The 25,853-nt window shown below is 60.2% G+C and carries 19 protein-coding genes; 15 read left to right on the forward strand and 4 right to left on the reverse strand.

Annotated elements, in window-relative coordinates; all coding sequences use genetic code 11:
• Positions 1-301: 301 nt before the first annotated feature.
• From P273_RS0106195 to P273_RS0106225, 5 genes are all read left to right on the forward strand, one after another.
• A complete protein-coding gene (locus P273_RS0106195) occupies positions 302-1,477 on the forward strand; it encodes an NAD(P)/FAD-dependent oxidoreductase (RefSeq protein WP_024627595.1) in 1,176 nt (391 codons plus the stop codon).
• A 281-nt stretch (positions 1,478-1,758) separates the two neighbouring features.
• A complete protein-coding gene (gene cydB / locus P273_RS0106205; RefSeq protein ID WP_024627597.1) occupies positions 1,759-2,811 on the forward strand; it encodes a cytochrome d ubiquinol oxidase subunit II in 1,053 nt (350 codons plus the stop codon).
• A 61-nt stretch (positions 2,812-2,872) separates the two neighbouring features.
• Positions 2,873-4,843 (forward strand): ABC transporter ATP-binding protein/permease, encoded by a 1,971-nt coding sequence (locus tag P273_RS09565; RefSeq protein WP_024627598.1) that lies wholly within the window; start codon positions 2,873-2,875, stop codon positions 4,841-4,843.
• Positions 4,844-4,862: 19 nt separating this feature from the next.
• On the forward strand, positions 4,863-6,722 hold the full coding sequence (gene cydC / locus P273_RS0106220; protein ID WP_051354156.1) for a thiol reductant ABC exporter subunit CydC: 1,860 nt from the start codon (positions 4,863-4,865) through the stop codon (positions 6,720-6,722).
• Positions 6,723-6,982: 260 nt separating this feature from the next.
• Positions 6,983-8,476: a cytochrome ubiquinol oxidase subunit I gene (locus P273_RS0106225; protein ID WP_024627600.1), complete on the forward strand. Its 1,494-nt coding sequence runs from the start codon at positions 6,983-6,985 to the stop codon at positions 8,474-8,476.
• A gap of 249 nt (positions 8,477-8,725) precedes the next feature.
• On the opposite strand, the gene P273_RS0106230 is transcribed toward P273_RS0106225, so the two are convergent.
• A complete protein-coding gene (locus tag P273_RS0106230; protein ID WP_024627601.1) occupies positions 8,726-9,685 on the reverse strand; it encodes a polyprenyl synthetase family protein in 960 nt (319 codons plus the stop codon).
• Positions 9,686-9,913: 228 nt separating this feature from the next.
• On the opposite strand from P273_RS0106230, the gene P273_RS0106235 reads away from it, so the two are divergent.
• Positions 9,914-11,383: a serine/threonine protein phosphatase gene (locus tag P273_RS0106235; RefSeq protein ID WP_024627602.1), complete on the forward strand. Its 1,470-nt coding sequence runs from the start codon at positions 9,914-9,916 to the stop codon at positions 11,381-11,383.
• Between the two features lie 10 nt (positions 11,384-11,393).
• Here P273_RS0106235 and P273_RS0106240 read toward each other — a convergent pair whose 3' ends face one another.
• Entirely contained in the window at positions 11,394-12,140 is a 747-nt protein-coding gene (locus P273_RS0106240) for an IclR family transcriptional regulator (RefSeq protein ID WP_172636696.1), read from the reverse strand.
• A gap of 193 nt (positions 12,141-12,333) precedes the next feature.
• On the opposite strand from P273_RS0106240, the gene leuC reads away from it, so the two are divergent.
• The 9 genes from leuC to P273_RS0106285 all read left to right on the forward strand — a co-directional run bounded on the left by leuC (position 12,334) and on the right by P273_RS0106285 (position 24,358).
• Complete coding sequence (gene leuC, locus P273_RS0106245) at positions 12,334-13,737, forward strand: 3-isopropylmalate dehydratase large subunit (protein ID WP_024627604.1); 1,404 nt, start codon at positions 12,334-12,336, stop codon at positions 13,735-13,737.
• Positions 13,738-13,789: 52 nt separating this feature from the next.
• Complete coding sequence (gene leuD, locus P273_RS0106250; protein ID WP_024627605.1) at positions 13,790-14,476, forward strand: 3-isopropylmalate dehydratase small subunit; 687 nt, start codon at positions 13,790-13,792, stop codon at positions 14,474-14,476.
• Positions 14,477-14,590: 114 nt separating this feature from the next.
• Entirely contained in the window at positions 14,591-15,550 is a 960-nt protein-coding gene (locus tag P273_RS09570; protein WP_024627606.1) for a CPBP family intramembrane glutamic endopeptidase, read from the forward strand.
• Between the two features lie 175 nt (positions 15,551-15,725).
• The gene (locus tag P273_RS0106260) at positions 15,726-18,266 is read left to right on the forward strand and encodes a type II CAAX prenyl endopeptidase Rce1 family protein (RefSeq protein ID WP_024627607.1); all 2,541 of its coding nucleotides are present in this window, start codon (positions 15,726-15,728) and stop codon (positions 18,264-18,266) included.
• A 103-nt stretch (positions 18,267-18,369) separates the two neighbouring features.
• Positions 18,370-19,422 carry a CPBP family intramembrane glutamic endopeptidase gene (locus P273_RS0106265; protein ID WP_172637253.1) on the forward strand — a complete coding sequence of 351 codons (1,053 nt, stop codon included), beginning with the start codon at positions 18,370-18,372 and terminating at the stop codon, positions 19,420-19,422.
• A 139-nt stretch (positions 19,423-19,561) separates the two neighbouring features.
• Positions 19,562-20,893, forward strand: coding sequence for a UDP-N-acetylglucosamine 1-carboxyvinyltransferase (gene murA, locus P273_RS0106270; RefSeq protein WP_024627609.1), 1,332 nt, complete (start codon positions 19,562-19,564; stop codon positions 20,891-20,893).
• Between the two features lie 14 nt (positions 20,894-20,907).
• Entirely contained in the window at positions 20,908-21,801 is an 894-nt protein-coding gene (locus tag P273_RS0106275; protein WP_024627610.1) for a 1-acyl-sn-glycerol-3-phosphate acyltransferase, read from the forward strand.
• Positions 21,802-21,914: 113 nt separating this feature from the next.
• Positions 21,915-22,916, forward strand: coding sequence for an NAD(P)H-dependent glycerol-3-phosphate dehydrogenase (locus tag P273_RS0106280; RefSeq protein WP_172637254.1), 1,002 nt, complete (start codon positions 21,915-21,917; stop codon positions 22,914-22,916).
• 293 nt (positions 22,917-23,209) lie between these two features.
• On the forward strand, positions 23,210-24,358 hold the full coding sequence (locus P273_RS0106285) for a D-alanine--D-alanine ligase family protein (RefSeq protein ID WP_029676235.1): 1,149 nt from the start codon (positions 23,210-23,212) through the stop codon (positions 24,356-24,358).
• Between the two features lie 89 nt (positions 24,359-24,447).
• On the opposite strand, the gene P273_RS0106290 is transcribed toward P273_RS0106285, so the two are convergent.
• Both P273_RS0106290 and P273_RS0106295 read right to left on the reverse strand, forming a co-directional pair.
• Entirely contained in the window at positions 24,448-25,323 is an 876-nt protein-coding gene (locus tag P273_RS0106290) for a mechanosensitive ion channel family protein (RefSeq protein WP_253269587.1), read from the reverse strand.
• Positions 25,323-25,772: a GNAT family N-acetyltransferase gene (locus P273_RS0106295; protein ID WP_024627615.1), complete on the reverse strand. Its 450-nt coding sequence runs from the start codon at positions 25,770-25,772 to the stop codon at positions 25,323-25,325. Before P273_RS0106295 ends, P273_RS0106290 begins: the two co-directional genes overlap by 1 nt.
• Positions 25,773-25,853 lie beyond the last annotated feature (81 nt).

Consider the following 25,853-nt stretch of genomic DNA (forward strand, 5'->3'; position numbering starts at 1 on the left):
GATCCTCAGGAGCGGAACATCGACACGGTGTTCCGCTCCTTTTGTTTACGGATTACCATGGGTTCTAGGAATGCCTCTGGTTTGCAAAGCGGCGGCCAGCGGTATCCACGAGAGTTGCTCACGGTGTGAGCAAGCAAACAAAAAGAGGAGGCCCGGCAGACCGCTATGTCAGAGTTTCCGATGATGGAATCTGATACTTTGAGCATAGAAGCTTGAGTGAGGAACCCAATCATCGGCTGATCGGGCAACATCACCCGGTATATGAATCATTGTACGATTTTTTCGGTAAAGGTGTGTGATTATGACGACAATCATGGTGTTGGGAGCTGGTTATGCGGGTCTTCGCGTGGTCAAGAAGCTGGCTCATGCAAAGACCGATGCCCATATAGTCCTGGTCAATAAGAACGAGTACCACTACGAGTCCACCCAGCTGCACCAGGTGGCGGCAGGAACCAAGGAGCCGGCGGATGTGGTCTTCGACCTGCGCAAGTCCCTGCCTGATTCGGTGGAGCTGATTATTGACAAGGTGGTCGGCATCGATCAGGACAACCGCAAGGTCAGCCTGGAGCATCACGATCCTCTGTCCTATGATTACCTGGTCAACGCCCTGGGCTTCGAGTCCGAAACCTTCGGCATCAAGGGGGCCGATGAGTATGGATGGCCTCTTGTTGATGTGGACACCGCTCTGGCGGCCCGCAAGAAGCTCGAGCAAACGTTGGCCCGCTACCAGACCAGCCATGATCCGCTGGATCTGAGCATCGTGGTCTGTGGCGCTGGCTTCACCAGCATCGAGTACCTGGGCGAGCTGGTCTACCGTCTGCCTCAGCTCTCAAAGCGCCTGGGCTTCCCCATGGATCAGGTCAAGGTGGACTGCATAGAGGCCTCGCCCAAGATTCTGCCCATGTTCAGCAAGGACTTGGTTGACTGGGCTGTGGATTACCTGCGCAAGCGGGGAGTCAACTTCCACACTTCGACTCCTATCACCGAGGTCAAGCAGGATGCCGTGGTCTCCAATGACCAGGAGTTCAAGGCCCACACGATCATTTGGACAACGGGCGTGCGTGGGAGCCACGTTATTGCTGATTCCGGGTATAATCAGAAGCGTAACCGTGTAGTGGTCGGGGATGACCTGTCGGTGGAGCAGCATCCAGAGGAGTTCCTGGTGGGTGATGTCAGTGCCGTTCCCGACCCCCAATCGGGTCGGCTCTACCCAACCACTGCGCAGATTTCGATGGCCCAGGCTGATACCGCGGCTGCGAATGTCCTCGCCAGAATGCGGGGGCAGGAGCCCCAGCGGTTCACCTTCCGGAGCCTGGGGACCGTGTGCTCTCTCGGCCCCCATGCCGGGGTTGCCGAAATTGACCGTATGGGTACGCTGAAGCTCAAGGGCAAGGCGGTCTCGGTTCTGAAGTGGATCGTGAACGAGCGGTCGGTCCTGGAATTGGCTGACGTGCGTACCATGTTGGAGAGCAACTGAACCAGCGTCTCAAGGGACGCAAGGGGCTAGACGACGAGGGAGAGGAGGACGAACATGATTCGGGTCATGAGGAAGCGGCACATGTTTGTCCTTTTCCAGCCTCGGATTGGATCGTTCTGGGCGACGATGGCCATCGGCCCTGCGTCCATCGATATCATTGACTACCTCCTGCTCCTCCTCATTCCGGCGAAGACCGTGGCCGATTGTGGCCTCCGTCGGGACGGTGGAGGCCCCCGTGCCCGTGCGCGGATCGGCAGGAGCGAGAGGAGAGTGGCATTAGCATGAGTTTTCTACAAGGTTTGTGGTTCTTTGTCATCGGTCTGCTTTTTGCGGGATTCCTTCTGCTTGAAGGATTCGACTTCGGCGTTGGCATGGCTACCAGGTTCGTGGCCCGCGACGGTGATGAGCGCGCCACTTTCATGAGGGCCATTGGCCCCCACTGGGATGGCAACGAGGTCTGGCTGATCACCGCCGGCGGCGCTATGTTCGCCGCTTTCCCGCTTTGGTACGCCTCCCTCTTCTCGGGGTATTACCTTCTGCTCTTCCTGGTGCTGGTCTCCCTGATTCTGCGTGGTGTTTCATTCGAGTTCGCCTCCCACGCACTGACCAGCCGTGAGCGTGGTGTCTGGCAGTGGGCCAACTTTATAGGCTCGCTCTTTGCGCCATTCTTCCTGGGCATGATGCTGACCAGCCTGATCCAGGGCATCCCCATGGATAAGAACGGCGATGCCTGGCCCGGGTTCTTCGACGTGTTCAACTGGTTGTCCGTGGTCGGTGGCATTGCTGTCGTCTTCTTCAGCTTCGTTCATGGCCTGCACTTCCTGAGCCTGAAGATGGGCGTCATGGATTCCCGCCGGATGCTCAACGTCAGCGAGAAGGCCTACTGGATCGCCTATCCGGCCCTGGTTGTCTTCGTGCTTCTGGCCATCTTCAACACCGACTTCTACAAGGCTCGTCCGCTGTCCACTTGGTTGATCACCGTCATCATCCTGGCATCGGTTATTGGAGGCCACGTTGCCGTCTTCAAGAAGCACGGCGGCTATGCCTTCACCTGCTCAGGCATCACCCTGATGGCCATCATTGCCTTCATCTTCAACGGGCTCTTCCCACGCGTGATGATCGCTGATGATCCGGCGCACAACCTGCTGATTCAGGATGCCTCGGCCTCGCCGCTGACCATGAAGATCATGACCGTGGTGCTTTGCATCTTCCTGCCCATCATGCTGGCCTACTTCATCTGGAGCTACTTCATCCAGCGCAAGCGGCTGGACACCGATGGTGCCCATTTGACCTCGCCTGTGGCCCCTTCGGCCACCGTGGCTGAGACCGTCTGAAAATCACAGGAGGCAGGGGGGCAGTGCTGGCAGGACCGGAGCGCATCCGGAGGATAATGCATTGATTGACAAAAATCTCTTCCGTTTCGACGGAGTCCGGTCCACCTTGGGCTTGCTGGCCGCACTGTCCCTGCTCCAGGGAATAGGCGTGGTGGTTCAGGCCTACGGTTTGACCTTGGCTCTGGTGCGTATTTGGCACCTTCAAAACCTCAAGGTGTTGGTGGTGCCGGTACTGATCTTTCTGGCCGCCTACACCTGTCGACAGCTCTGCGATGTGGCCAAGGATCGTTGTGCCACTGACCGTGCCGACGCCATCGTAGCCGAGTTGCGACCCAATATTCAGAACAAGGTCTTCTCGCTGGGGCCAGCGGCTCTGGCTCGGCGTGGCACGGGCTCGGCCGTCACCATGTTGGTGGATGGGCTTGATGAGGTGCGCACCTACGTACTGACGGTCCTGCCAAAGATGATGGATCTCATCTTCATTCCATTGATTGTCCTGGTTGTGGTTTGGACTCAGGATGCAGGTTCGGGGCTCATCCTCCTTCTCATGCTGCCCCTGCTCATCTTCTTCATGGTCATCCTGGGTCTGGCGGCCAGGGATCGCTCCAGCCGTCAGTATGCCCAATTCCGCAAGCTCAACACCAGATTCATGGATACGGTGCTTGGTCTGCCGACCCTGAAGATGCTGGGCATTGACAAGGAGTACGAGGACGAGATCTATTCGGTCTCGGACCGCTTCCGTAAGAGGACCATGAGCGTTATACGGGTGGCCATGACCTCCACCTTTGCTCTGGACTTCTTTGCTACCTTGGCCATCGCCATCATGGCCGTCTTCTTGGGCAACAATTTGATCAATGCCAAGGTGGAGCTCTTTCCAGCCCTCTTGGCCCTGATTCTGGCTCCTGAGTACTTCATGCCCATCCGCCAGTTTGGGGATGATTTCCACGCCACGCTGAACGGCAAGAACGCCTTGGATGATATTGCGGATATGCTGGCCCAGCCAGAGCCCAAGCGCTTGGAGGAGCTGAACTGGTCCGGGTGGAAGGAAGACAGCCACCTGCACCTGAAAGGAATCGACTTCGCCTATCCTGGTCCCAAGCCGGTAGAGAGCAATGCTTCAGCCGGGGCGCAGATGGATGCCATGGCCAAGTCCGAGAGCCAAAAGACCAGCAAGAAGAGCCGCAGGCCCAAGTCACCCAAGGTTCATGGCGGTAATGGAGGGGCCGTCTCGGCTGAGTCCGGTTCTACAGCACCACAAGGAGCTGCAGTCGAGGCTGTCGCGGATTCACCGATCAATGGGTCCGAGGAGGGTTCGGAAGAGCAGCCTCTGGCACTGAGCGGTCTGGACTTCAACCTGCATGGTTTTTCCAAGGTGGCCATTGTCGGTCGTTCTGGAGCTGGCAAGTCCACGCTGATGGATCTGCTGGCCGGCTTCGACCAGCCCAAGGCGGGCACCATCGACCTGGATGGTCATCAGATGGAGCATTGCAACGTGGCTGCCTGGCAGCGACACATCAGCTACATTCCCCAGAACCCCTTCATCTTCCACGGTACTGTGGCCGACAACATTCGCTTCTACAACCAAGAGGCGGAGGATGCCCAAGTGGTCCGTGCAGCTGATCGGGCTGGACTGACCGACTGGCTGAAAACATTGCCCGACGGTCTGGGCACCCAAATCGGAGAAGGCAACCGCGGTATCAGCGGCGGCCAGGCCCAGCGAATCGCCTTGGCCAGGGGTATTCTGGATCCCTCACGCGAGATTCTGTTCTTTGACGAGCCCACAGCCCATCTGGACATCGAGACCGAATACGACCTGAAGCAGACCCTGCTGCCTATCATGGACGGGCACTTGGTAGTGCTGGCCACCCATCGGCTGCACTGGCTGGCCAACATGGACTGGGTGATCATGCTGGAGCATGGACGAATTGTGGCCCAGGGCGATCCGCACGAACTGATCGGTCAGGGCGGGCCCTTGGATGCGCTGATCGATGAGATGGGAGGGAACCAGATTGCCGACTACCAGCAGGACTGAAACCGCCGGAAGAGACGGTATGGGATCGTCGAAGACCTCCCGCCGCGGTCGGGGGCTGTCAGGCTATATGCATATCTGGCACCGGGATCATTGGTTCTGGCCCTACCTTCGTCAGAATAAGGGGCTGCTTGCCCTGATCTTCTTCCTGGGGACTATCACCTTCGTATGCGCGGCCGGGCTGATGTTCACCTCCGGCTTCCTGATCAGTAGGTCGGCCCGCCACCCCTTCAACATTTTTGCCGTGTACGTGCCGGTGGTCCTGACCAGGGCTTTCGGCATTGGACGGCCCACATTCAAGTATCTGGAGCGCATCAAGAGCCATGACTGGGTGCTTCGAGTGGTTTCCAAGCTGCGGGTTCAGCTTTACCGCACCCTTTCGAAGGACGCGGCCTTCCTGAACGAGCATGAGCGCACGGGCACGGTTCTGGGCATGCTCTCGGACGACCTGGACCATCTGGAGAACTTCTACCTGCGCACCATCTTCCCCACGGTCGTGGCCTACATGATGTGGGTGGTCGTCACCATCGCTGTAGGCGTCTTCTCCTGGCTGACTTCGCTCCTGCTCTTCCTGCTTTTCGCCCTGATCCTGATCCTGGTACCGCTGGTCTCGCTGGCTTATTCAGATGGGCGCTACGACATGGAGAAGGCAAGGCGGCAGGATCAGTACACGGCTGTGACTGAGAGCTACATGGGCCTGGGCGATTGGGTGATCACTCGCCGTCGGCGCCGCTTCGTGGACACGGCGTCCGGTGATTTCAACGACATCGCCACCGGCCGCAGAGAGCAGAAGCGGTTCGAACGCTGGCGCAACTGCGGCATCCAGATGATTTTCGCCCTCATGGTGGTGGCTCTGATAGTTGGAGCGGATCTACGCATGACCAGCTCCACCTCCATTGCTGATTTCGCGGCAGCCGTAGTCCTGGCGGTTTTCCCCCTGGTCGACTGCTTCATCGTGGTCTCCCAGGCGGTGGCTGAGGTTCCCCTCTATACTGACTCGCTGGACCACCTGAATGATCTGACCGAGCGCGTCGAGTCCCGGCGGATTGAACCGAGTGCCCAGACCAGGTTGGAGGGGCCGATCAAGTCAATCGTCTTCGACCATGTCAGCTTCTCCTACGGTCCTGATGACCCCCTGTTGTTGGACGACTTCAGCCTGCGGATCGAAGGTGGGCAACGTGTGGCCCTGCTCGGTCCCAGCGGCGAGGGGAAAACAACGGTCCTTCAGCTGCTTTTGGGCGACCTGCGCCCCACCAGTGGCCGCATCCTGATCAATGGAATACCGGTCGATGCGCTGCAGGATCAGCGTCCAGAACTCTTTGGCTACCTGAACCAGCAGGCTTTCCTCTTCAACACCACCATTGCCTCCAATGTGCGTCTGGGTGCTCCCCAGGCCGATGACGATCAGGTTCGCCAGGCCTTGAAGGCTGTGCAGCTGGATCAGGTTGTGGATGACATGCCCCAGGGAATCGACACGCCGGTGGATGAGGCCGGTGGCCGACTTTCAGGTGGCCAGCGTCAGCGTCTGGCCCTGGCCAGGATTGTGCTCAAGCGCACGCCGATTATCCTTCTGGACGAGCCGACCATCGGTCTGGATCCCATAACCGAGCGGCGGCTCATGGCCATGATCTTCAAGGTCAGCCAGGATCGCACCCTTCTTTGGGTGACCCACCACCTTCAGGGGCTGGAGGAGGCCGACCAGGTAATCTTCATGCAGGATGGTCATATAGCCATGCAGGGTCGGCCTGTTGATTTGTACCATGAAAACGCCCGTTTCCGTGAACTTTATCGCATGGACGTCTCGGACGTGGACAAGGGTGCCGGTCAAGGGATATACTCAAAGAAGCAGTCAGATTCAGATGGACGGAACCCTGTTGAATGACCATCAGGCTGTTTCCCGAGCAATGAATTTTGCACGGTTGTCGGGTCGCCGATCTTGGCAGATGGCTTCCCGGCCGGTCACCGTGCGCCGTCGGTTCATGGACTGGACGGCTTGGAAACCGGAGCCCGAGGAAGCGACCAGGTGGCGAAGTCGGGGAGAGCTGAAGGTTCTCGTGGGCACAAGCCTGGTCATATCTGAATCCGTCCGGATTCGACCCGTGTACCCGCGCCCGACGAACCCTGCAGAGATTGGGAGGAACGATGTTCACTGTATTGGGATTGTCTAGATTCCAGTTCGCCATGACGACGATATTCCACTTCTTCTATGTCCCGATGACCATCGGTCTGGCCCTGGCGGTCGCCATCATGGAGACCACCTATGTTGTGACCAAGAAGGATGTCTACAAGAAGATGACCATGTTCTGGTCCAAGATCTTCCTGCTTTCCTTCGCGGTCGGCGTGGTCACCGGCATCATCCAGGAGTTCCAGTTCGGCATGAACTGGTCCAACTACTCCAGGTTCATGGGTGACATCTTCGGTGCCCCCCTGGCCATTGAGGCCCTGCTGGCCTTCTTCTTGGAGTCTACTTTCATCGGCGTGTGGATGTTCACTTGGAATCGGTTCAAGCCGGCCGTGCATGCGGTCTTCATCTGGCTGACCTTCCTGGGCTCCTCCATGTCGGCCATCTGGATTCTGGCTGCCAACAGCTTCATGCAGCACCCGGTCGGATTTGAGATCAACCAGGCCACCGGCCATGTGCGACTGCGCAGCTTCGGTGATGTCATGTCCAATCCCCAGCTGTGGATCGAGTTCCCCCACGTCTTCTTCGCCGCCGTCTGCACAGGGGCCTTCGTGGTCATGGGCTGCAGCGCCTTCAGCCTGCTGAGAATGCACATGGGGAACAAGGATCAGGCCGTGGCCGCTGTCGAGGCCGACTCCGAGAAGCAGGCCAAGGTCAACCTGTTCACCAAGTCCATTCGTCTGGCCGCCCTGCTCGGTCTTATCGGTTCCATCTGCGTGATCACCTACGGTGATTTGCAGGGCAAGTACATCGTGACCGATCAGCCCATGAAGCTGGCTGCCACCGAAGGCATCTACGAGGACACCGGCGATCCCGCTCCTTGGAATGCCGTGGCTCTGATCAATGAGAAGGACCATAAGATTGAAGGGTCCGTCGAGATTCCCGGAGCCATGTCACAGCTGGCTTACGGCAAGAAGACAGGCGCCGTCAAGGGCATGAACACCGTCAACAAGGAGTTGCACGAGAAGTACGATGCCAAGTATGGCAAGGACATGAACTACTACGTGCCGGTCACCACCCTATTCTGGGTCTTCCGCCTGATGGTTGGGATCGGGTTTGCCTTTGCCCTGATATCTGCTTTGGTGCTCTGGTTCACACGTAAGAAGAAGAACACGCTCTTCACCACACGCTGGAAGCTCTGGATCATGGGTATCTTTACCTTCGCCCCCTTCGCTGCGACGACCAGTGGCTGGCTGGTGACTGAGCTTGGACGCTATCCATGGCTGGTTTATGGTTATCAGACCATTGCCGATGGCGTTTCGCCCACCAGCACGGTGCCGAACCTGCTCTTCACCTGCATTGTCTACTTCCTGCTCTTCCTGGTTCTGGGCGGAGTCATGGTCTTCTATACCAGGAGGACCCTGCACCAGGGACCCTTCTACAAGCCGGATGACGGCAATGGGCCGCAGCCTGCCAAGGTGCATGGCGCACCAGCTCGGGTGGCCCTGGCCTAATGGCCGGCTGACCTTAAACATTCCCTTCCCCTTCGGTAAATCCCCCGCTTCGGACCGTATGGTCCGGAACGGGGGATTTGCTGTCATAGGGTGTTTGTCATCAGCGGCTGCCAGCTGTGGTGAGATTCAGAAAAGAGAGCAATGCCAAGCATGAAGTGGCAGATATGACGGATGTTTGGCTCGCGGCTGATAGGAGGCTGGTCTCACTTGCTCTAGCTATGCTGCGCTGGTTCCGTCGCGCCGATTCGGTCAGACCTGGGCAGTCAGCTTGCTTACAATCCGCTGCAGCAAGCTGCGTATGCCCTCAGACATGGGGGAATCCTCCAGGCTGTCTGAAGCCCGCCGCAGATAGTCTTTGGCAGTTTGACGGCTGCTTTCCATCAACTGGGGATGTGCTCTAAGGTAGTCGACTACCTGTTCGGGATCGTCCTGCTGGACCAGGGCTCTGAAGTTCTCATCCTTCTGGAACCCCAGCAGAACCGGCAGAGTGTAGATTCCGTCGCGGATATCCTCCAGCTTGGGCTTGCCGGTGTCACGATCCAGATCAAAATCGTTGATGTCGTCAATGATCTGGAAAGCCATGCCTAGATTGCCGCCGAAGTCTCTGGCGGTCCGCTCCAATGCCGGGTCAATTGGCTGGCCGTCAAGGCGGATCCCGGTCAGGCAGGCCAGACGGAAGAGGGCTGCGGTCTTGCCGGAGATGGCTCTGTCGTAATCGTCAATGGTTATGTGGGTGTGGTGGCGGTCGGACTCCTGGTAGAGCTCTCCACCTACGATCTCGCAGACCGTGCCGGCCTGTTCGCGGATAAAGCCTGTGTCAGGGGCGATGGAGGCCATGATCTCCATGTAGCGGGAGAGGATCAGATCACCTAGATAGATGGCTGCCTTGTTGCCCCGGATGGTGTGGACCGTGGGCTTGTTGCGGCGGATGGGGGCGTTGTCCAGAACGTCGTCGTGGACCAAAGTAGCTAAATGAAGCATCTCGATGGCGGCGGCGCCGGTGATGACGGTGTCGTCCAAGTGTCCTTTGGTTCGTGCTCCGGCCCGGGCAAAAAGAGCCACCATAGCGGCGCGAATCATCTTGCCGTGGTTATCCAGCAGTCGACGGTAATCCTCCTGATAGGGGGCCACATGGGTACGCTCCTGGTGCAGGCGGTCGACAACCCGCTCAAGATCCTTGCGCAACAGGAGCTCTTGTCCTTCTGCCATGGAGGTACGCTCCCTCTATCTCGTTAAGAACCGCAACGTATCCAATATACCAAGACCGGGGCCAGGCCTGAAGATTGTCGGCCCGGTCCTTGCCGTCATCGTAATCACTGTGGCCAAGCTAACATCAGGGTGCCGGCCAGCGGTGATGACGTTGCGGCCTGAATCCGGTTCGTAAGGGGACTGCATATATCGGCCTAGAGGCGAAGTCGGGTGAAGTAGGCTGGATGTATGAGTCAGCATTACCACGCGGATCAGGTCTCCCCACAAGGTGGCGGGGGAGAGCATGATCGACCGCTGTCCGTTTCGGCCCGGCTGGGGCGACTTCAGTTCCATTACTCAGGCAAGTTCAGACTCCTGCAGCTGGCCGACGTCCAGGAAGGCCCCAAGGTCTCTCCGGACACAATCAGGCTGATAGGCGCGGCTTGCGATGCGGCAAAGCCCGATCTGGTGGTCTTCTCAGGCAACCAGGTAGCCGGTTACGACACGGCCTACGAGCGCACCTTCCGCAAGAGGCGCTGGAGCACTCCCTTGGACGGCATCTATTCTGCTGGTCTGAGCATGGGCGGCGCCTTGGGGCTTGGGGGAGCCTCTCTGAAACGCTCTGCCAAGTCCCAGGATGGTCAGGCTGCTGCGGACCGCCGGGAACCAGACCGCAGGGATGCCGAGCGTGTACGCCAGCAGAACATCAAGCACACTGAGGATCTGGTCCGCAGAACCGTTGGCCTGATCACCGGCCCGCTGGTTGAACGCGGGATTCCCTTCGTCGTCACCTACGGCAACCACGACTTCCAGTGTGGGCTGGACACCGACCAGATGGACGCCATCTATCGGGAGGTGCCCGGTTGCCTGAACCCGGAGGCCACGGTCGCCCATCCTGATCGAGTCCATGCGCTGATCGGGTCGGCCCTGCCCTCCCAGACGGCTTTCGTCTGCGCTCCGGGCACCTTCGCGCTGCCTGTGGCGGATTGCGACGGTCACGGGGTGGTCATGGGCCTGGTCCTGCTGGACTCTGGCGACTATGCCCGGGCAGGAGGCTATGGCTCACCGTCGGCGCAGGCCCTGGACTTTCTGGCGGCCGCTCCCGATCTTCTGGGCAACCGGTCCATAGTCTTCCAGCACATGCCCATTCCCCAGTTCTACGATCTGCTCAAGCCGGTGCCGGCCACCACAGCCTATGCGGTCCAGGGCTACAGAAGTTTCGACTCCCGTTGCTACATCCTGGACGAATCGCGCACCTGCCCCGGCTCCTACCTGGGCGAGGGGGTCTCCTGCCCGGATGAGGACAGTGGCGAGTATGACCTGCTGACCCGGAACCGGGGCTATTTCGCCCTCTTCGCCGGGCATGACCATCGCAATGGCTTTGTCGGCCGTAGCGGAGATCTGACGCTGGGGGCCACGCCCACATGCGGATTCGGCTCATACGGTCCGGTGCCCAGCAAGCGGGCTGCCCGGCTCTTCGAGTTCGACATCCGCCATCCCCATCATCCTCGCACTCAGCTCCTGGAGTTCGGGCAATTGGTAGGGCGGCCAGGATCCCACAAGGTCTACACCTTCGCCATGAGCCATGTGCCGACCTCCACCGGGGACGCGGTCAACCTCTTGCGTCGGCCCGGGTTCTTGGCGGGCGGGCTGACGGCTCTTGCCGGGCTGATCGCCTCCTGGGGATCCAGCAGGCGGCGGTCAGGACCAAGGCGTTAGGAATTCCCGCTCAGACCCTGCGACGGGCGGGAGATGAGGCTCGCAGCAGGGCTTCTGTCAGATATTTGCCGGCAGCCATGACCAGGGGGGCGTAGCGCCTTCCCGGCGTGGTGGACATGCGGTTGACCGGCCCGGAGATGGATATGGCGGCCATGACCTGCCCGGATCCGTTGCGGATGGGGGCCGAGATGGAGCAGACGCCTTCTTCCCGCTCGTTGATGGATTCGGCCCAGCCGCGCTTGCGGACCGTGGCCAGGGTCGCTGCGTTGAACTTGGCGTGCCGCAGACCCTGATGGAGGCGCTCGGGTTCCTCCCAGGCCAGCAGAATCTGCGCTGCCGACCCGGCCTCCATGGACAGCAGGGCGCCTACGGGGATGGAGTCGCGCAGGCCCGATGCGCGTTCCACTGCGGCGATGCAGACACGGACTTCGCCTTGGCGGCGGAAAATCTGGGCTGACTCGCCCGAACGGTTGAGCAGTGTATGCAGGATGGGCCCCGAGGCGGTCAGCAGTCGATCCTCGCCAGCGGCAGCGGCCAGCTCGGCGAAGCGGGAGCCTAGGACGAAGCGGCCATGCGCGTCCCGCAGCACGAAGCGGTGGCGCTCCAAGGCGATGGCCAGTCGGTGGGCTGTGGGTCGAGCCAACCCTGTGGCGTTGACCAGCTGGCCCAGGGTCATGGGTCCAGTCTCCAGGGTGTCCAGAATTCGCACCGTCTTGTCCAAAACGCCGACGCCCGAATGAATCTCCTCCTGATGCATGTTCGGATCATTTGCGGAGGGATATCTGTCGTCATCGTTCATAGAAGGTGTGTCCATGGTTGAATTATGCCATCTCAGTATATGAAATGCAAAAGTTCATAACGGTTGGGCAGTTCCATACTCGGTGGTAAGAGGCCGGCGGGGTGCCGATGAGATTGGCGCTCCGGCTGGTCGCAGGTTTTCAGGAGGCGATATGGGACGCACAATGGCGGAAAAGGTCTGGGCCGATCATTTGGTCAGAAAGGGCCAGGGAGGCGAGCCCGATCTGATCTACATCGATCTGCAGCTTATGCACGAGGTGACCAGCCCACAGGCATTCGAGGGGCTGCGCCTGGCAGGCCGCAAGATCCGTCACCTGGACCAGGTCATCGCCACCGAGGATCACAACACCCCCACCATCGACATCGATCGGCCCATCGCCGACAAGGTCTCGGCCCTGCAGATCTCCACCCTGGAGCGCAACTGCCGGGAGTTCGGGGTTCGTCTGCATCCCTTGGGGGATGCCGATCAGGGCATTGTCCACGCTTTTGCACCCGTCCTGGGACTGACGCAGCCCGGCATGACCATCGTCTGCGGCGATTCGCATACCTCGACCCACGGGGCCTTCGGGGCCTTGGCTTTCGGCATCGGCACCTCCGAGGTGGAGCATGTTCTGGCCACCCAGACCCTGAGCCTGAAGCCTTTCAAGACCATGGCCATCACTGTCCGCGGGCAGCTCAAGCCGGGCGTGGGCGCCAAGGATGTCATTCTGGCCGTCATCGCCAAGATCGGCACTGGCGGCGGCCAAGGGCACGTTCTGGAGTACCGGGGCGAGGCCATTCGGCGTATGTCCATGGACGCGCGCATGACCATCTGCAACATGTCCATCGAGGCCGGGGCAAGGGCCGGGATGATCGCGCCGGACGAGACCACCTTCGCTTACTTGGAGGGCCGGCCGCACGCTCCCAAGGGGGCCATGTGGGATCAGGCCCTGGACTACTGGCGGACCCTGCCCACCGATCCGGATGCAGTCTTCGACAAGGAGGTCATCCTGGATGCCGACCAGCTGACCCCCTACGTGACTTGGGGCACCAACCCCGGACAGGGCCTGCCCATTGGCGCCGATGTGCCTGTGCCCGAAAAGATCGCCGACCCGGCCAAGCGACAGGCAGCCCAGGAGGCCATCGACTACATGGGTCTGAAGCCGGGGATGCCCATCCGGGACATCGCCGTGGACACCGTGTTCATTGGTTCTTGCACCAACGGGCGCATCGAGGATCTGCGCGCGGCGGCAGCCATCATGAAGGGACACCACAAGGCCAAGAACCTGCATCGCGTCTTGGTGGTTCCGGCCTCTTCGCGAGTTCGCATTCAGGCCGAAAAGGAGGGGCTGGATCGCATCTTCGAGGACTTTGGAGCCGAATGGCGCAACGCCGGCTGCTCCATGTGCCTGGGCATGAACCCCGACCAGCTGGTGCCGGGGGAGCGCTCCATCTCCACATCCAACCGCAACTTCCAGGGTCGTCAGGGCAAGGGCGGCAGGACGCATCTGGCCTCGCCCGAGGTGGCCGCTGCGACGGCCATCCGGGGAACCATCTGCTCCCCGGCCGATCTGTAAGCCCATCAATCATTCGTCATCGTCATCGCCATCCAGCAGGCAGGAGGTCATCATGGAGCCACTTTCCGTTGTCACCGGGGTCGGGGTGCCCTTGCGCCGCTCCAACGTCGACACCGATCAGATCATCCCCGCCGTATTCCTGAAGCGGGTGCAGAAGACCGGCTTCGAGGACGCGCTCTTCTACGCCTGGCGAAGGGATCCGAATTTCGTGCTCAACCGGCCCGAATATTCAGGTGCCCGAGTTCTGGTGGCCGGGCCGGACTTCGGCATCGGCTCCTCGCGCGAGCATGCGGTCTGGGCTCTGCGGGACTACGGCTTCCGCGTGGTCATCGCCCCCCGCTTCGCCGATATCTTCTATGGGAACACCGCCAAGAACGGTGTTCTGGCCGCCATCATGCCCCAGGAATCAGTGGAGTTGCTCTGGAAGCTCCTGGAGGAGGACCCCGGCACCGAGATGACCGTGGACCTGGGCGCTCGCACGGTCACCTGCGCGGATGTGACTCTGCCCTTCCAGGTAGACGACTACGTGCGGTGGCGGCTCATGAACGGGTACGACGACATTGATCTGACCCTGCAGCACGAGGATGACATCCGTGCCTATGAGCGTATGCGGGCCGAGCGATTCCCCTTCAAGCCGCGTACTCTGCCGGCCCAGCACATGCCCGAAGAGCCGGTCACTTCAGCCAGGGAGGGTCAAATCGACTGGCCTGGACCCCTGGCTGACCGCGGCATCATTTGACCGACGGGCCGTGAGCCCTCATATGAAAGCCATTTGCTCCCTCTTCGCTTACCATGGAATGAGACAGCCATTGATCGCCTGTGACTAGTTGGCGAGTGAAGAGGAGCGGTTATCATGAGGCACAGCAGCGGCGATGTGCACGACTGGGGCGTTAGACGGGCAGTGAATACCCTAAGTGCTTTTGCCTTCATCTACGTGGCCATAGAGACCCTGGCAGGTCTTTTGGGGGGCAAGGCGGTTCTGCCTGCTCTTTTCCCGCATGCTTCCAAGGCACAGATCAACGGCCCTCTGGGGGACTGGACGGTGGCCATCTCCGTAGTGCTGGCACTGCTGTTTGCCTTGATCAGCCAGTGGCCGGTCATCGTGGGCCATGAACGCCATGGCCAGGATCAGGTGCAGTGGGTCACTGCGCGCCGATTCAGCCTGTTGGCCTTGATTATCGCCCTGGCCTGCTTCTTCCTCAGTCAGCTGGTGGCCGGGGCGGCCGACTCCGGACTGAGCGCCATTCTGTCCAGTACTGGCCTGCATCCACCGTCCGCGCCTGGCGACGGAGGCATGGAAACGCCGATCATGCTCTTCTATGGCATTCTTTTGGGGCCCTTTGCCGAGGAGCTGGTCTTTCGCGGGGTCATCATGAACGGTCTGCGCCGCTTTGGCCGGGTCTTCGCCATTATTACTTCTTCTCTGCTTTTCGGCTTCATGCATGGTTCCTTGGTCCAGGGTCTGTTCGGTTTCATTTCCGGCCTGGTTCTGGGCTATCTGGCCATGGAGTACGGGTTGGTATGGTCCCTGCTGGTGCATATGCTCAACAATGCTTTCTCTTCAGGTTTGTTGGCCAAGTACATGCCTCTGGCACCCGAGGTGGTCCGCATCGGCCTGGGCTTTCTCATGATCCTGGTGCTGCTGGTTGGCGTCGTCGGGCTGCTGTTCAAGATAAGGACTCTCCGTGATTACTGCCGCAGCAATCGTGCTCCCAAGGGAATCTACGCTTCCTGGCGGGCGCCTTGGTTCCTGCTCTTCTGCCTGGCATGCCTGCTGATGGCCCTGAGCGAATTCGTGCCAGGGCTGGCCTGACCAGACAGTAGATGGCGCCGGGCGCCTGGCCATTGTCGGGATTCTGTCGAGGAAGGGCGGGGTCGGGCTAGACTCGGACATGTAGTGTTGTGATATGAACGTGGGGAAAAGTTCGTGTCGCTGGACGCCCTTGACGGTCGTACGGTAGTGCATGAAGGGGAAGGATCATCGACGGATGAGGGATGATGAGGATCGCGACAGCGGCAGCGAGTCCGCCGATGCCCAAAGCGATCAGGGGCGCTGGAAGGTGTCGCGCTCCTCTATTGCCCTCATGACCGCAAGCCACAGTGCCAGCAAGGACTACGCCCGTCACTGGGATTATGAGGAGGGGTCCATCGACCTGCCGCCCTTGAGCCTGCCGGGGGAGGCCGTGGATGATGGCTTGGCCTACCCGGGACGGATAGCCCATAGGAAGACCGCAGTTCTGGGTGATGAAGGAGCTGGCGGCAAGGGTGCCAGACCAGTCGGTGAACGACCTTCAGTGCTTCCAGGATCCTATGATTTTTTGGACTCGGTCACCATGGCCAGTCAACCGGGAGTTGCCGCATTTCCTCCTGAAGATCTACCAGCTGACGGGCACGGCGGAAAGGAATCTGACAAGGAGTCTTCTCCGCGGCGTGTGGTGGTTCGCCGAGAGCCGGAAGCCGCAAAGGCCAAGGAGACCCCGGCGCAGCCTCAGCAGCCTGCGGCCAAGGTCGTCTGGTCCTGGACGAAGCCCGAAAAGAACAATGGCCCGGTCTTCTCTTGGAATATGCCCAAGCGTCGTAAGCCGTCCGCAAGCACCCGTGCAGGCAAACCTGCGGCTTCCGCTCCTTCCGCAGTCAGAACAGCCGAACCCAAGTCGGCGACTATGCTCGAGGCGCCCTCGGGTTCCGGCGCTGAGGATTCGATGTCTGCGAAACCGGGTTCGGAGATTCCTGCACCCGCAGCCTCTGTTCATGCGTCTGAGGCCCCTGTGGTATTCGCCGACCGGCCAGTCGTTGTCCGTCGCTCGGATGCCGACTGGGATTCCCTGGTCACTGGTTCATCGGCTTCTGGGGACAACGGTGCTGCTGCACAATCCGTGTCCAGTGGAACCGATCATCAGGGGCGTCGGGTCTGTTCGACTCCACGGGTAGTTGCCCAGCCTGCCGCAGTCTCCGGTGACGGTACCGGTGGTCGGGTCGTTTCGTCAGAGGCTATTGACGGACAGGAGACGGCGCTCGCGCAGAAGGATCATGTCGGCCAGCCCATGCAGACCGACCAGGCAGCGATTGCCGTTCAGCCTGCCCCCTCTGGATCTCCGCAGGCTGTAAAGGCAGTCCCGGCCACGCAGTCGGTCGTCCAGTTCGCGTCTTCTTCGACATCCGTATCCGCTCCAGGTGCTTCTGTGGCTCTTGCCGCCAAGGCTGCCGAGGCTGCCGCGGCTGCTTTGGCAGCCAAGGCCGAGTCCGCAGAGACCGAGGAAGCCGCGACGAACGCGACCAGGCCGACCCGTTCTTCGCATGGCCTTCATTTCGGCCTTTCTGCCAGAGGTCATGAAAGGAAGAGGGGAGTCCGTCGGTCGTCCAAGCGGCGGGCTGCTCGCAACCGTACCCGTCCTTCAGCCGAGTCGGCAGCCCCTCGGGTCGTTTCCAATGCTTCGGCAGGACCGGTCAATTCGCAGCCGATCGCTGTTCCCAGTGAACTTGGCGCCGTCACGCCAGCTACTGAGGTTGCGGCTCAGCCCCAGCTTCAGGCTCAGGCGAAACCACAGACGGCCAGGACCACCACCGACAAGTCCAACTCCTACACAGCCAGTTCCGGGGTCCTCCACGCCGTCAACGGCCAGGCTGCCTTCGCCTTCGTCTATCTGGCCATATCGGTTCTGGTACTCATGGTCGGTTCGGGGATGATCCTGCCAGTCATCATGGAGCAGGTCAAGGATCCCAGATCCATCGCCTTTCTGTCCGATGGGATCACCCTCCTGTCGGTCCTGCTGGCGCTGACCTATGCCTGCATTTCAGAGTGGAGCGTTATTCGAGGTGTGGATCAGCGAGGACAGGACGCCGTCCACTGGCGAACCGATAGAAGAATGACCCTGGCGGCTCTGCTGGCCCTGATAACGGTGCTCCTGCTGGGCCAGGGGATGGTTCATGAGCTGAATAAGTTCTTCAATCACTTCTGTCTGCTTCTGCACATTCCCTCCCTGGCCTCGCACAGCCTGCTGGTCACGGGGGCTTCCTCGCCGATGATGGCTTTGTATGCCCTTCTGGCGGTTCCCTTGGCTGAGGAGCTGGTCTTCCGTGGCATCATCCTCAACGGGCTGCGTCGGTATGGCCGGGTCTTTGCCATCCTGACCGCATCCCTGCTCTGCGCCCTGCTGCAGAGTGACCCGGTCTCCGGGCTTTGGATCTTCCTGCTGGGGCTGGCACTGGGATACTGCTCCTTGGAGTATGGTCTGATCTGGGCCATCGGGGCCCGTGTGGTCGGTGATCTGCTCTTCAGCGGCCTGCCCAACCGGTATTTGATGAGCGCTCCGAGAACCGCTCGTCTGTCGATTTTGGTAGTGGCGCTGGTCTTGGTTCTGGCTGGATTGCTCATGTTCTTCCTGCACCGCGCCAGCCTCTTGGACTACCGGCGGCGCTATCGGGCCCCTAAGGGCACATACGTTTCCTGGAGGCAGCCCTGGTTCCTGCTCTATTTGTTGCTCTGCCTGCTACTGACAGTCTTCAAGTTCGTGCCCGGCCTGCTCTAGAGCATGACGCATTGATGCCGCCAGTGGTGGCGTAAACTTGGACCAGCTGGAGGTCAATGCCGGATGGCCAAACCTGCAGAGGATCATGAAAGGGCATGGTGACATGGGGCAGACAGCAACGGCGTCCGACGCGTCAGGGACTGGGCGGACTCAAAAGCCCAGACGAGGCACGGCGAATCGCGCATGGATGAGTGCGGCCAGGGGAATGCTCAACCGTCAGGCCGCCCTGCTGCTGGTCTACCTGCTTATCATCAACAGTGTTGGCCTTTTGTTCGGTGTTCTGGCTCAGATGGAGTGGAATGCCGTGTTTGATCCAGTGCCTGCCCACTCGGGATTTATCTATGTGATGAGCCATGCCGACAAGGAGTATGGGGGCATCATCAATCTGATCGCCGCCTGCACAGGTCTCTGCTTCCTGGTTTTCACACGACGTAGGCAGATCTGCGATTCCGGTCCTTCGGGTATCTTCCACACTGATCTGCACCCCATGACCTGGCAGGTGTTGCTGGGGTGTTTTGCGCTGACGCTGACCGGGCAGACCCTGGCCGACTGGTATCAGTCAGGCATGGACTGGACCACGGCGCGGCTGGGAGTGCAGCAGTCCTGGACCACGACCGAGCAGATCCAACAGGCCTCGGGTACCATTCCCATGTTCATCTACGTCAGCCTGCTGGCCCCCGTCATTGAAGAGCTGGTCTTCAGAGGGGCCATCCTGCATGCGTTGAAGCCCTACGGCCACGTCTTCGCCATCGTCACCTCCGCGGTCATGTTCGGCTTCTTCCACGGCGACCTTGGCCAGGGGTTCTTCGCTTTCATTATGGGTCTGCTCCTGGGCTATCTGGCCTGCGAATACTCCATCTTCTGGTCCATAGCCCTGCATGTGTTCAACAACCTGGTCGTCAGCGACGGGCTGGAACTCCTTCTCAGGTTTATGAGCGACAACATGTCCTCCTATATCAACGTGCTCATGATGCTGGCGGGTTTGCTGGCAGCCGTCCTGGTTCTCTATTTGGGCCGTCATCGGATTGTCGCTTTTCTGCGGGAAAACCGCACCTATACGAACGTCTATGGCGCCTGGGCCTGCCCGTTTTTCATCATGCTGCTGCTGATCATGGGCTTCACGATGCTGACCCCCTTCGTTTCAGCCGGTGCCTGACCAGTACCTGACCGGGTGGACGCTCTATGCCGGAGGCGACAATTCACGGTGTCCCCACACCCCTTGTGGCAGACTTGCAGATAGGGCCGATGATGTGCCAAAGCCCGGCTCTGAGCAGATACGAGAAGGAAGCCGATATATGCCCAAGGTGAATACACAGAATGATGTACTGCATGTGGTGGGCGGCAGACCCCTGCACGGTACCATCCAGGTCCGCGGGGCCAAGAACTTCGTCAGCAAGGCCATGGTGGCGGCCCTTCTGGCTCCTGGCGTTTCAGTGCTCAAGAACGTTCCTGAGATCCGCGATGTCCATGTGGTCTCGGACCTGCTCAGGCTGCACGGGGTCAAGGTGGATGTCCGTCCCAAGGAGGGCGTGGTCACCATCGATGCCAGTCATGTGGAGCTGGCCGACGTGGCTGATGTAGACACTCTGTCGGGCTCTTCCCGCATTCCCATCCTCTTCTCCGGACCACTTCTGCATCGGATGGGGGAGGCGTTCATCCCCGTTCTGGGCGGATGCCGCATCGGCAGCCGGCCCATCGATTTCCATCTGGAGACCCTGCGCAAGCTGGGGGCCAATGTCGACAAGGAGCATGAGGCCGGCATACACATCACAGCGCCCAACGGTCTGCATGGGGCCAAGATTCACCTGCCCTACCCTTCGGTGGGCGCTACGGAGCAGACCCTGCTGGCAGCCGTCATGGCCGAAGGACGCACCGAGCTGTCCGGGGCGGCTACCGAGCCCGAAATCATGGACTTGGTAGCGGTCCTGCAGAAGATGGGTGCGCAGATTTCCGTGGATGTGGATCGGACCATCCGCATTGAGGGGGTGCCGTCCCTCAAGGGATTCACCCATACCTCCCTGCCCGACCGGATTGAGGCCGCTTCCTGGGCCTCCGCCGCCCTGGCCACCCATGGCGACATCATGGTCAAGGGCGCCCACCAGCCCGATATGATGACCTACCTGAATGTCTTCCGCAAGATCGGCGGCCAGTTCGACGTGCGCGACGACGGCATCCGCTTCTGGCATCCGGGCGGCGACCTGAGGCCCGTGGCTATTGAGACCGATGTGCACCCTGGGTTTATGACCGACTGGCAACAGCCTCTGGTGGTCGCTTTGACCCAGGCCAAGGGTCTTTCCATCGTTCACGAGACCGTCTATGAGAACCGTTTCGGCTTCACCGAGCCGCTGATTCAGATGGGCGCCACCATCCAGCTTTACAAGGAGTGCCTGGGATCCCTGCCCTGCCGCTTCCAGCAGCGCAACTTCAACCATTCGGCGGTCATCTTCGGGCCTACCCCGTTGACCGGCCAGGACATCGACGTGCCCGACCTGCGTGGCGGCTTCAGCCACCTGATCGCTGCACTGGCGGCATCCGGTCCCTCCACCGTCCATGGCATCTCCCTGATCGACCGCGGCTACGAAGACTTCCGCGACAAGTTGCTGGCCCTGGACGCGCAGATCGACTGATCCGGCAGGCATAGATGGCTTCCAAAGGCAAACCCTCCCCACGGTCTGCGGTGCCAGCGCTGTCTGACCAGCAGGTGGCTCTGCTGGCCCAGCGGCACAGGTTGGTGGATCCGACCCGCTACTATCCCACTGGACACCGCACGCCGGCCTTGGACGAGATAGACGGTCAACACCCTGTGGGGACTACCCGTCTGCTGCGCGGAGTCTCCCAGGTGGTGCGGGACTCCTGCCGGGTCTATGCCTGGGGCCTGGAGCGGGTGCCGCAGAGCGGCCCCTTTATCACTGCAGCCACCCATGTGACCCAGTTCGACGTTTTCATTCCTATGATGGCGCTCTTCCACCTGGGTCGTCGTCCTCGATATATGGCCAAGGCCGAGATGGCCCATTGGCCCCTGATCGGCAGCTGGTTTCGCATGGTGGGCATGCAGCCGGTGGAGCGTAAGTCCGGCAAGGCCAGGTCGATTGAGGAGGAGTCGATCAGCATCATCACCTCGGGTAGGCCCCTGACCATTTGGCCCGAGGGAACCGTGACCCGTGACCCTCTGAAGTGGCCCATGTCGCTCAAGCCTGGTGTCGGATTCATCGCCCTGGAGGCTTCGCGGCAGCTGGGTCGCATGGTTCCTCTGTATCCCAGCATCACCTGGGGGGCGGCTTCGATCAATCACAAGTGGCCCTGGCCTCGAAAGAACGTGGTCATGTGCTATGACCGGCTCCTTGACTATACCGACCTTCTGGAAGACGTGGATCAGTGGGGAGCGGAACCTCCCAAGCAGTCCGTGCATGCCCTCTGTGTCCGCCTGCGCAACCGGATGGAGGAGGTCATGGCCGAGATTCGCGGCGAAGAACCCCCAACGGCTGGATACTTCGATTACGTGACCATGACCCGTCGGCCCAGAAACGAGCAGTAAGGCCGGAACCCGCCTCTAATTCCCCCTGCCTGGCGGTGGTGTCATAGGATGGTAGAGACAAGATTGAGGCTGCTGGTCGGCGTTCCCGTGCGCACGGCATTATGCAAAGGAGAATGATGACGAAGATCGCGGTATTGGGAGCAGGCGCATGGGGAACCGCTTTTGCCCAGGTATTGGCTGACGCAGGCAATCAGGTGGTCATGTGGGACATCGACCCGGATGTCGTGGACGAAATCAACAGTCAGCATTCGAATGCTCGCCGCCTGCCGACCGTGAAGAGGTTGCCTGACGCCATCAGCGCTGAGGGTGATCGGGCCAAGGCCGTTTCGGGGGCTAAAATTGTGGTCGTCGCCATAGCTGCTCAGCATGCCTGTGAGGCCTTGACGGAATTCAAGGGTCTGCTGGGTCATGATGCCATTGTGGTTTCCCTGATGAAGGGGATTGAACGGGGTACTGACAGGCGGATGGATCAGGTGGTCTGTCAGACGCTGGATCTGGACCCGGTCAGGTTTGCGGCCGTATCAGGCCCCAACCTGAGCAAGGAAGTGGCCGCCCGCGAGCCCAGCGCTACCGTGGTCGCCAGCGCTGATGCCGATGCTGCCATGAGAGTGGCCCGTGCCTGTACGACCGACTATTTCAAGGCCTTCATCTCGGACGATGTGATCGGTCTGGAAATGTGTGGGTCGCTGAAAAACGTGACTGCACTGGCTGTCGGGATGTCACGGGGGGCTGGATTCGGGGAGAATACGGCCGCCATGATTCAGGCCAGGGGTCTGGCTGAACTCACTGCCTTAGGGGAGGCCTGCGGGGCCAAGTCCAAGACCTTCGCCGGTCTTGCCGGGGTCGGTGACTTGGTGGCCACATGTGGGTCGTCCTTGAGCAGAAACTATACTTTTGGCTTTAATCTGGGTCAGGGCAAAAGCATTGAGGAGGCTACCCGCGTCAGCAAGGGTGTCGCCGAGGGCGTGCCCACCACCGATGCTGTCGTCGCCCTGGGCAGGCGTTACCAGGTGGCGACCCCGCTGGCTACGGCCATGAGCAATGTGCTGGGTCAGGGTCTGAGCTGCCGGGGCATGATCGACGAGCTCTTTGGCGGGCAGATCACCACAGAGTGAGTCTGGTGGCCATCAGAACATTCTGAAGGCTATCGAGGGTGCGAAGGCTTTGAAGCCGACGCTACCAGCATTGTGCTTGACGATATATGGTTTTCCGGATCAATCGCGTGTCTGACTTGTCCGGTGCTTGCGTCAGCTCGACTATGCCTGTTCGTGCCAAGCTTGTGGATGAGCGACCCTGACCAGGCCCCGTTGCCCGCCAAGGGGATATTCTGCTGTTTTGAGTGGTGTATCTGCCCGCGCAGATGCGTGAGGCTCGAATGCATGTCCAGGATGAGGAAAGCCGAGGGATGATGGTCAGAAAACGTGTTGTGGTGCTCTATGGCGGGCGTGCTGACGAACATTCCATATCCTGTGTGTCGGCGGCCGGTGTGCTCAGTGCCATCGATACCGACCGATACGAGCCCATTCCCATTGGCATCACCAAGGACGGCCGATGGACCATAGGTGGCCAGGATCCCAAGCAGTGGGGTCTGGGCGATGCCAGTCTGCCTACGGTGCAGATAACGGAAAGCAGCCGTCCGGTCATTCTCGACATGGCCCGCGGCAGGGATGGGTTTCTAATCGGCGATCATGACGACCTGGTCTCTGGAGCCCAACCTTCCCGGACAGTTGGGTCCCTGGAGCCTTTGGGGCATGTTGACGCGGTCTTTCCGGTGCTCCACGGCCCATACGGTGAGGACGGCACACTGCAGGGCCTGCTTGAAATGATGGGGCTGCCCTACGTCGGATGCGGGGTCTTCGCCTCTGCCGCATGCATGGACAAGCACTACACCAAAATTCTGCTCAGCCAAGCTGGCATACCTGTGGCTCCCGGCATCACCATTGACTCCCGTGAACAGCGATCCGGAGCCGACCTGCTGGCCGCTGTGGAGAAGGCGGAGCTGCATTACCCGCTTTTCGTCAAGCCTTCTCGCGCAGGATCCAGCTTTGGTGTGGTCAAGGTAGAAGAGCCTGAAGTCGAAGCCCTGGATGCTGCGGTTGCCGAGGCTGCAAGGCACGATTGGCGGGTCCTGATAGAGGAGGGGATCGAAGGGCGGGAGATCGAATGCGCCGTGCTCGCCTCAAGCGAGGACACAAAACCCCGTACAGCCTGGCCTGGCGAGGTGGTGCTGGACAAGACCGATCAGGACGAGGCCTTCTACGATTTTGACAGCAAGTATGTGGACTCCTCCGCCTCCCACGTGGAGGTCCCCGCGGATCTGCCAGAGGAGACCCTTCAGAAGGTTCGCAACCTGGCTGCCAAGGCCTTCAGAACCGTGGACGGTGCCGGTCTGAGCCGTGTCGACTGCTTTGTGACCCCCGAGGGCAGGGTCATCGTCAACGAGATCAACACCATGCCTGGCTTCACGCCTATCTCCATGTATGCCAAGGCCTGGGAAGCAACTGGGATCACCTACACCGATCTGATCACCGATCTGATTGAAGGTATATCGGCCTAAAGCGGAGTTGTTCTCGGAGCATGCGGCATCTCCATAAGAGAAGAGACCACGCTTTTGTATTTCCCTGGCAGGATGTAAAGGCCGTCTGGTTAGTGCTCAATGTCGTTTGTTTGGATTTCGGCTTCCTGGACCAGGTAGTCCTGGCCGGCCAGAGCGCGGGTGGCGGCATCCTGCATATCGGCGGCGATGACGCCCTGCTTAGCGAACATGACTACCTGGCCCTTGATGCCGTAAGGGGTGAAGCCCTGAAGCTGAACGATGGGTGGGTTGGCTGGCATGGCCATGCCCTTGGTTGCCTGGGCCACCACCTGTGCAATGGAATGGGAGGACCTGGCTATATCGGCATCCCCCCGCAGGGTGAAGGGAACCGTGGTGGCGGCCTCGCCGGCCTCGGTGATCTTCTCAAGCGCCGTGGTGTTGAGGATGGAGTTGGGAATCAGCAGCTGGTTACCGGTCCTGTCGATGACGATGGTATGGCGCCAGGTCACATCGCGGACCGTTCCGGTGGTGCCCTGGATGGTGATGATGTCTCCGGGTTGGACCACCTTGCTGACCATGAGTCCGAAGCCGCCGACGATATTGGCGATCGTGTCCTTCAATCCGAAGGAGAGCGCCAGGCCGCTGACGCCCAGGGCGGCGACCACTGTGGATGGATTGATTCCGAAGACAGGTTGCAGGACTGTGGCGGCGGCGAAGATCCAGATCAGGGCGCGGACGATGTTGACGAAGATGGAGGCACTGGGCAGGTTGGTCCGTTCCAGGGCACGTCGCATGGCCGCCGCTACGATCTTGGAGATCAATGCAGCGCAGACAGCCACGACGATCAGCAGGATGATCTTTCCGAAATTCTGGCGGAACCAGTAGATGACGGCATCGCTGAAGCTGGAGATGGCCTGTTCGGATCTTCCCATGGGATCCTTGTCCGGATTGACGCTTGTGCTGGCAAAGTTGACGGTCTGGTTCATCAGGCCTCGTCCTCTGACTCGCTGCCAGCATTGTTCGTTAGAGGCTTTTCCATCCACATGTGCGGGCATCCCTCGTCCTGGTCGTGAATGCCCATGTCCCTATAGCCTAAAGACCTATAGAAGCCCGCCACCCGCTCCTGGGCGTGAAGTGTGATCCGGTCGGCCCCGCGGCTCCGAGTGGTTTCCTCAGCCTTGGTTACCAAATTGGCGCCCAGGTGCTGGCCGCGGTAGGGCTTCAGAACCGCCAACCGGCCAAGTGTCCATGTCTTGCCACGGTCAGGGAAGATTCGGCATACCCCAACGGGTTTATTCCCGTCATAGGCCACGATATGGAGGCTGACATCGTCGGTTTGGTCGAATTCGTTGTGAAAGCCCTGCTCCTCCACGAATACGGCCGTACGGATGGATTTGGCATCCTCGGAAATGGCTTCACTCACCTTATACCGCATGTTTCCTCCTCGCCATGGTCCTCCGCTGTCTCCAATCTACCAAGCTTGATCCTTGGCGTGAACGGATCTCCGCAGCAGGAT

The sequence above is a fragment of the Bifidobacterium sp. A11 genome, assembly GCF_000499185.1.
Lineage (GTDB): Bacteria > Actinomycetota > Actinomycetes > Actinomycetales > Bifidobacteriaceae > Bombiscardovia > Bombiscardovia mizhiensis.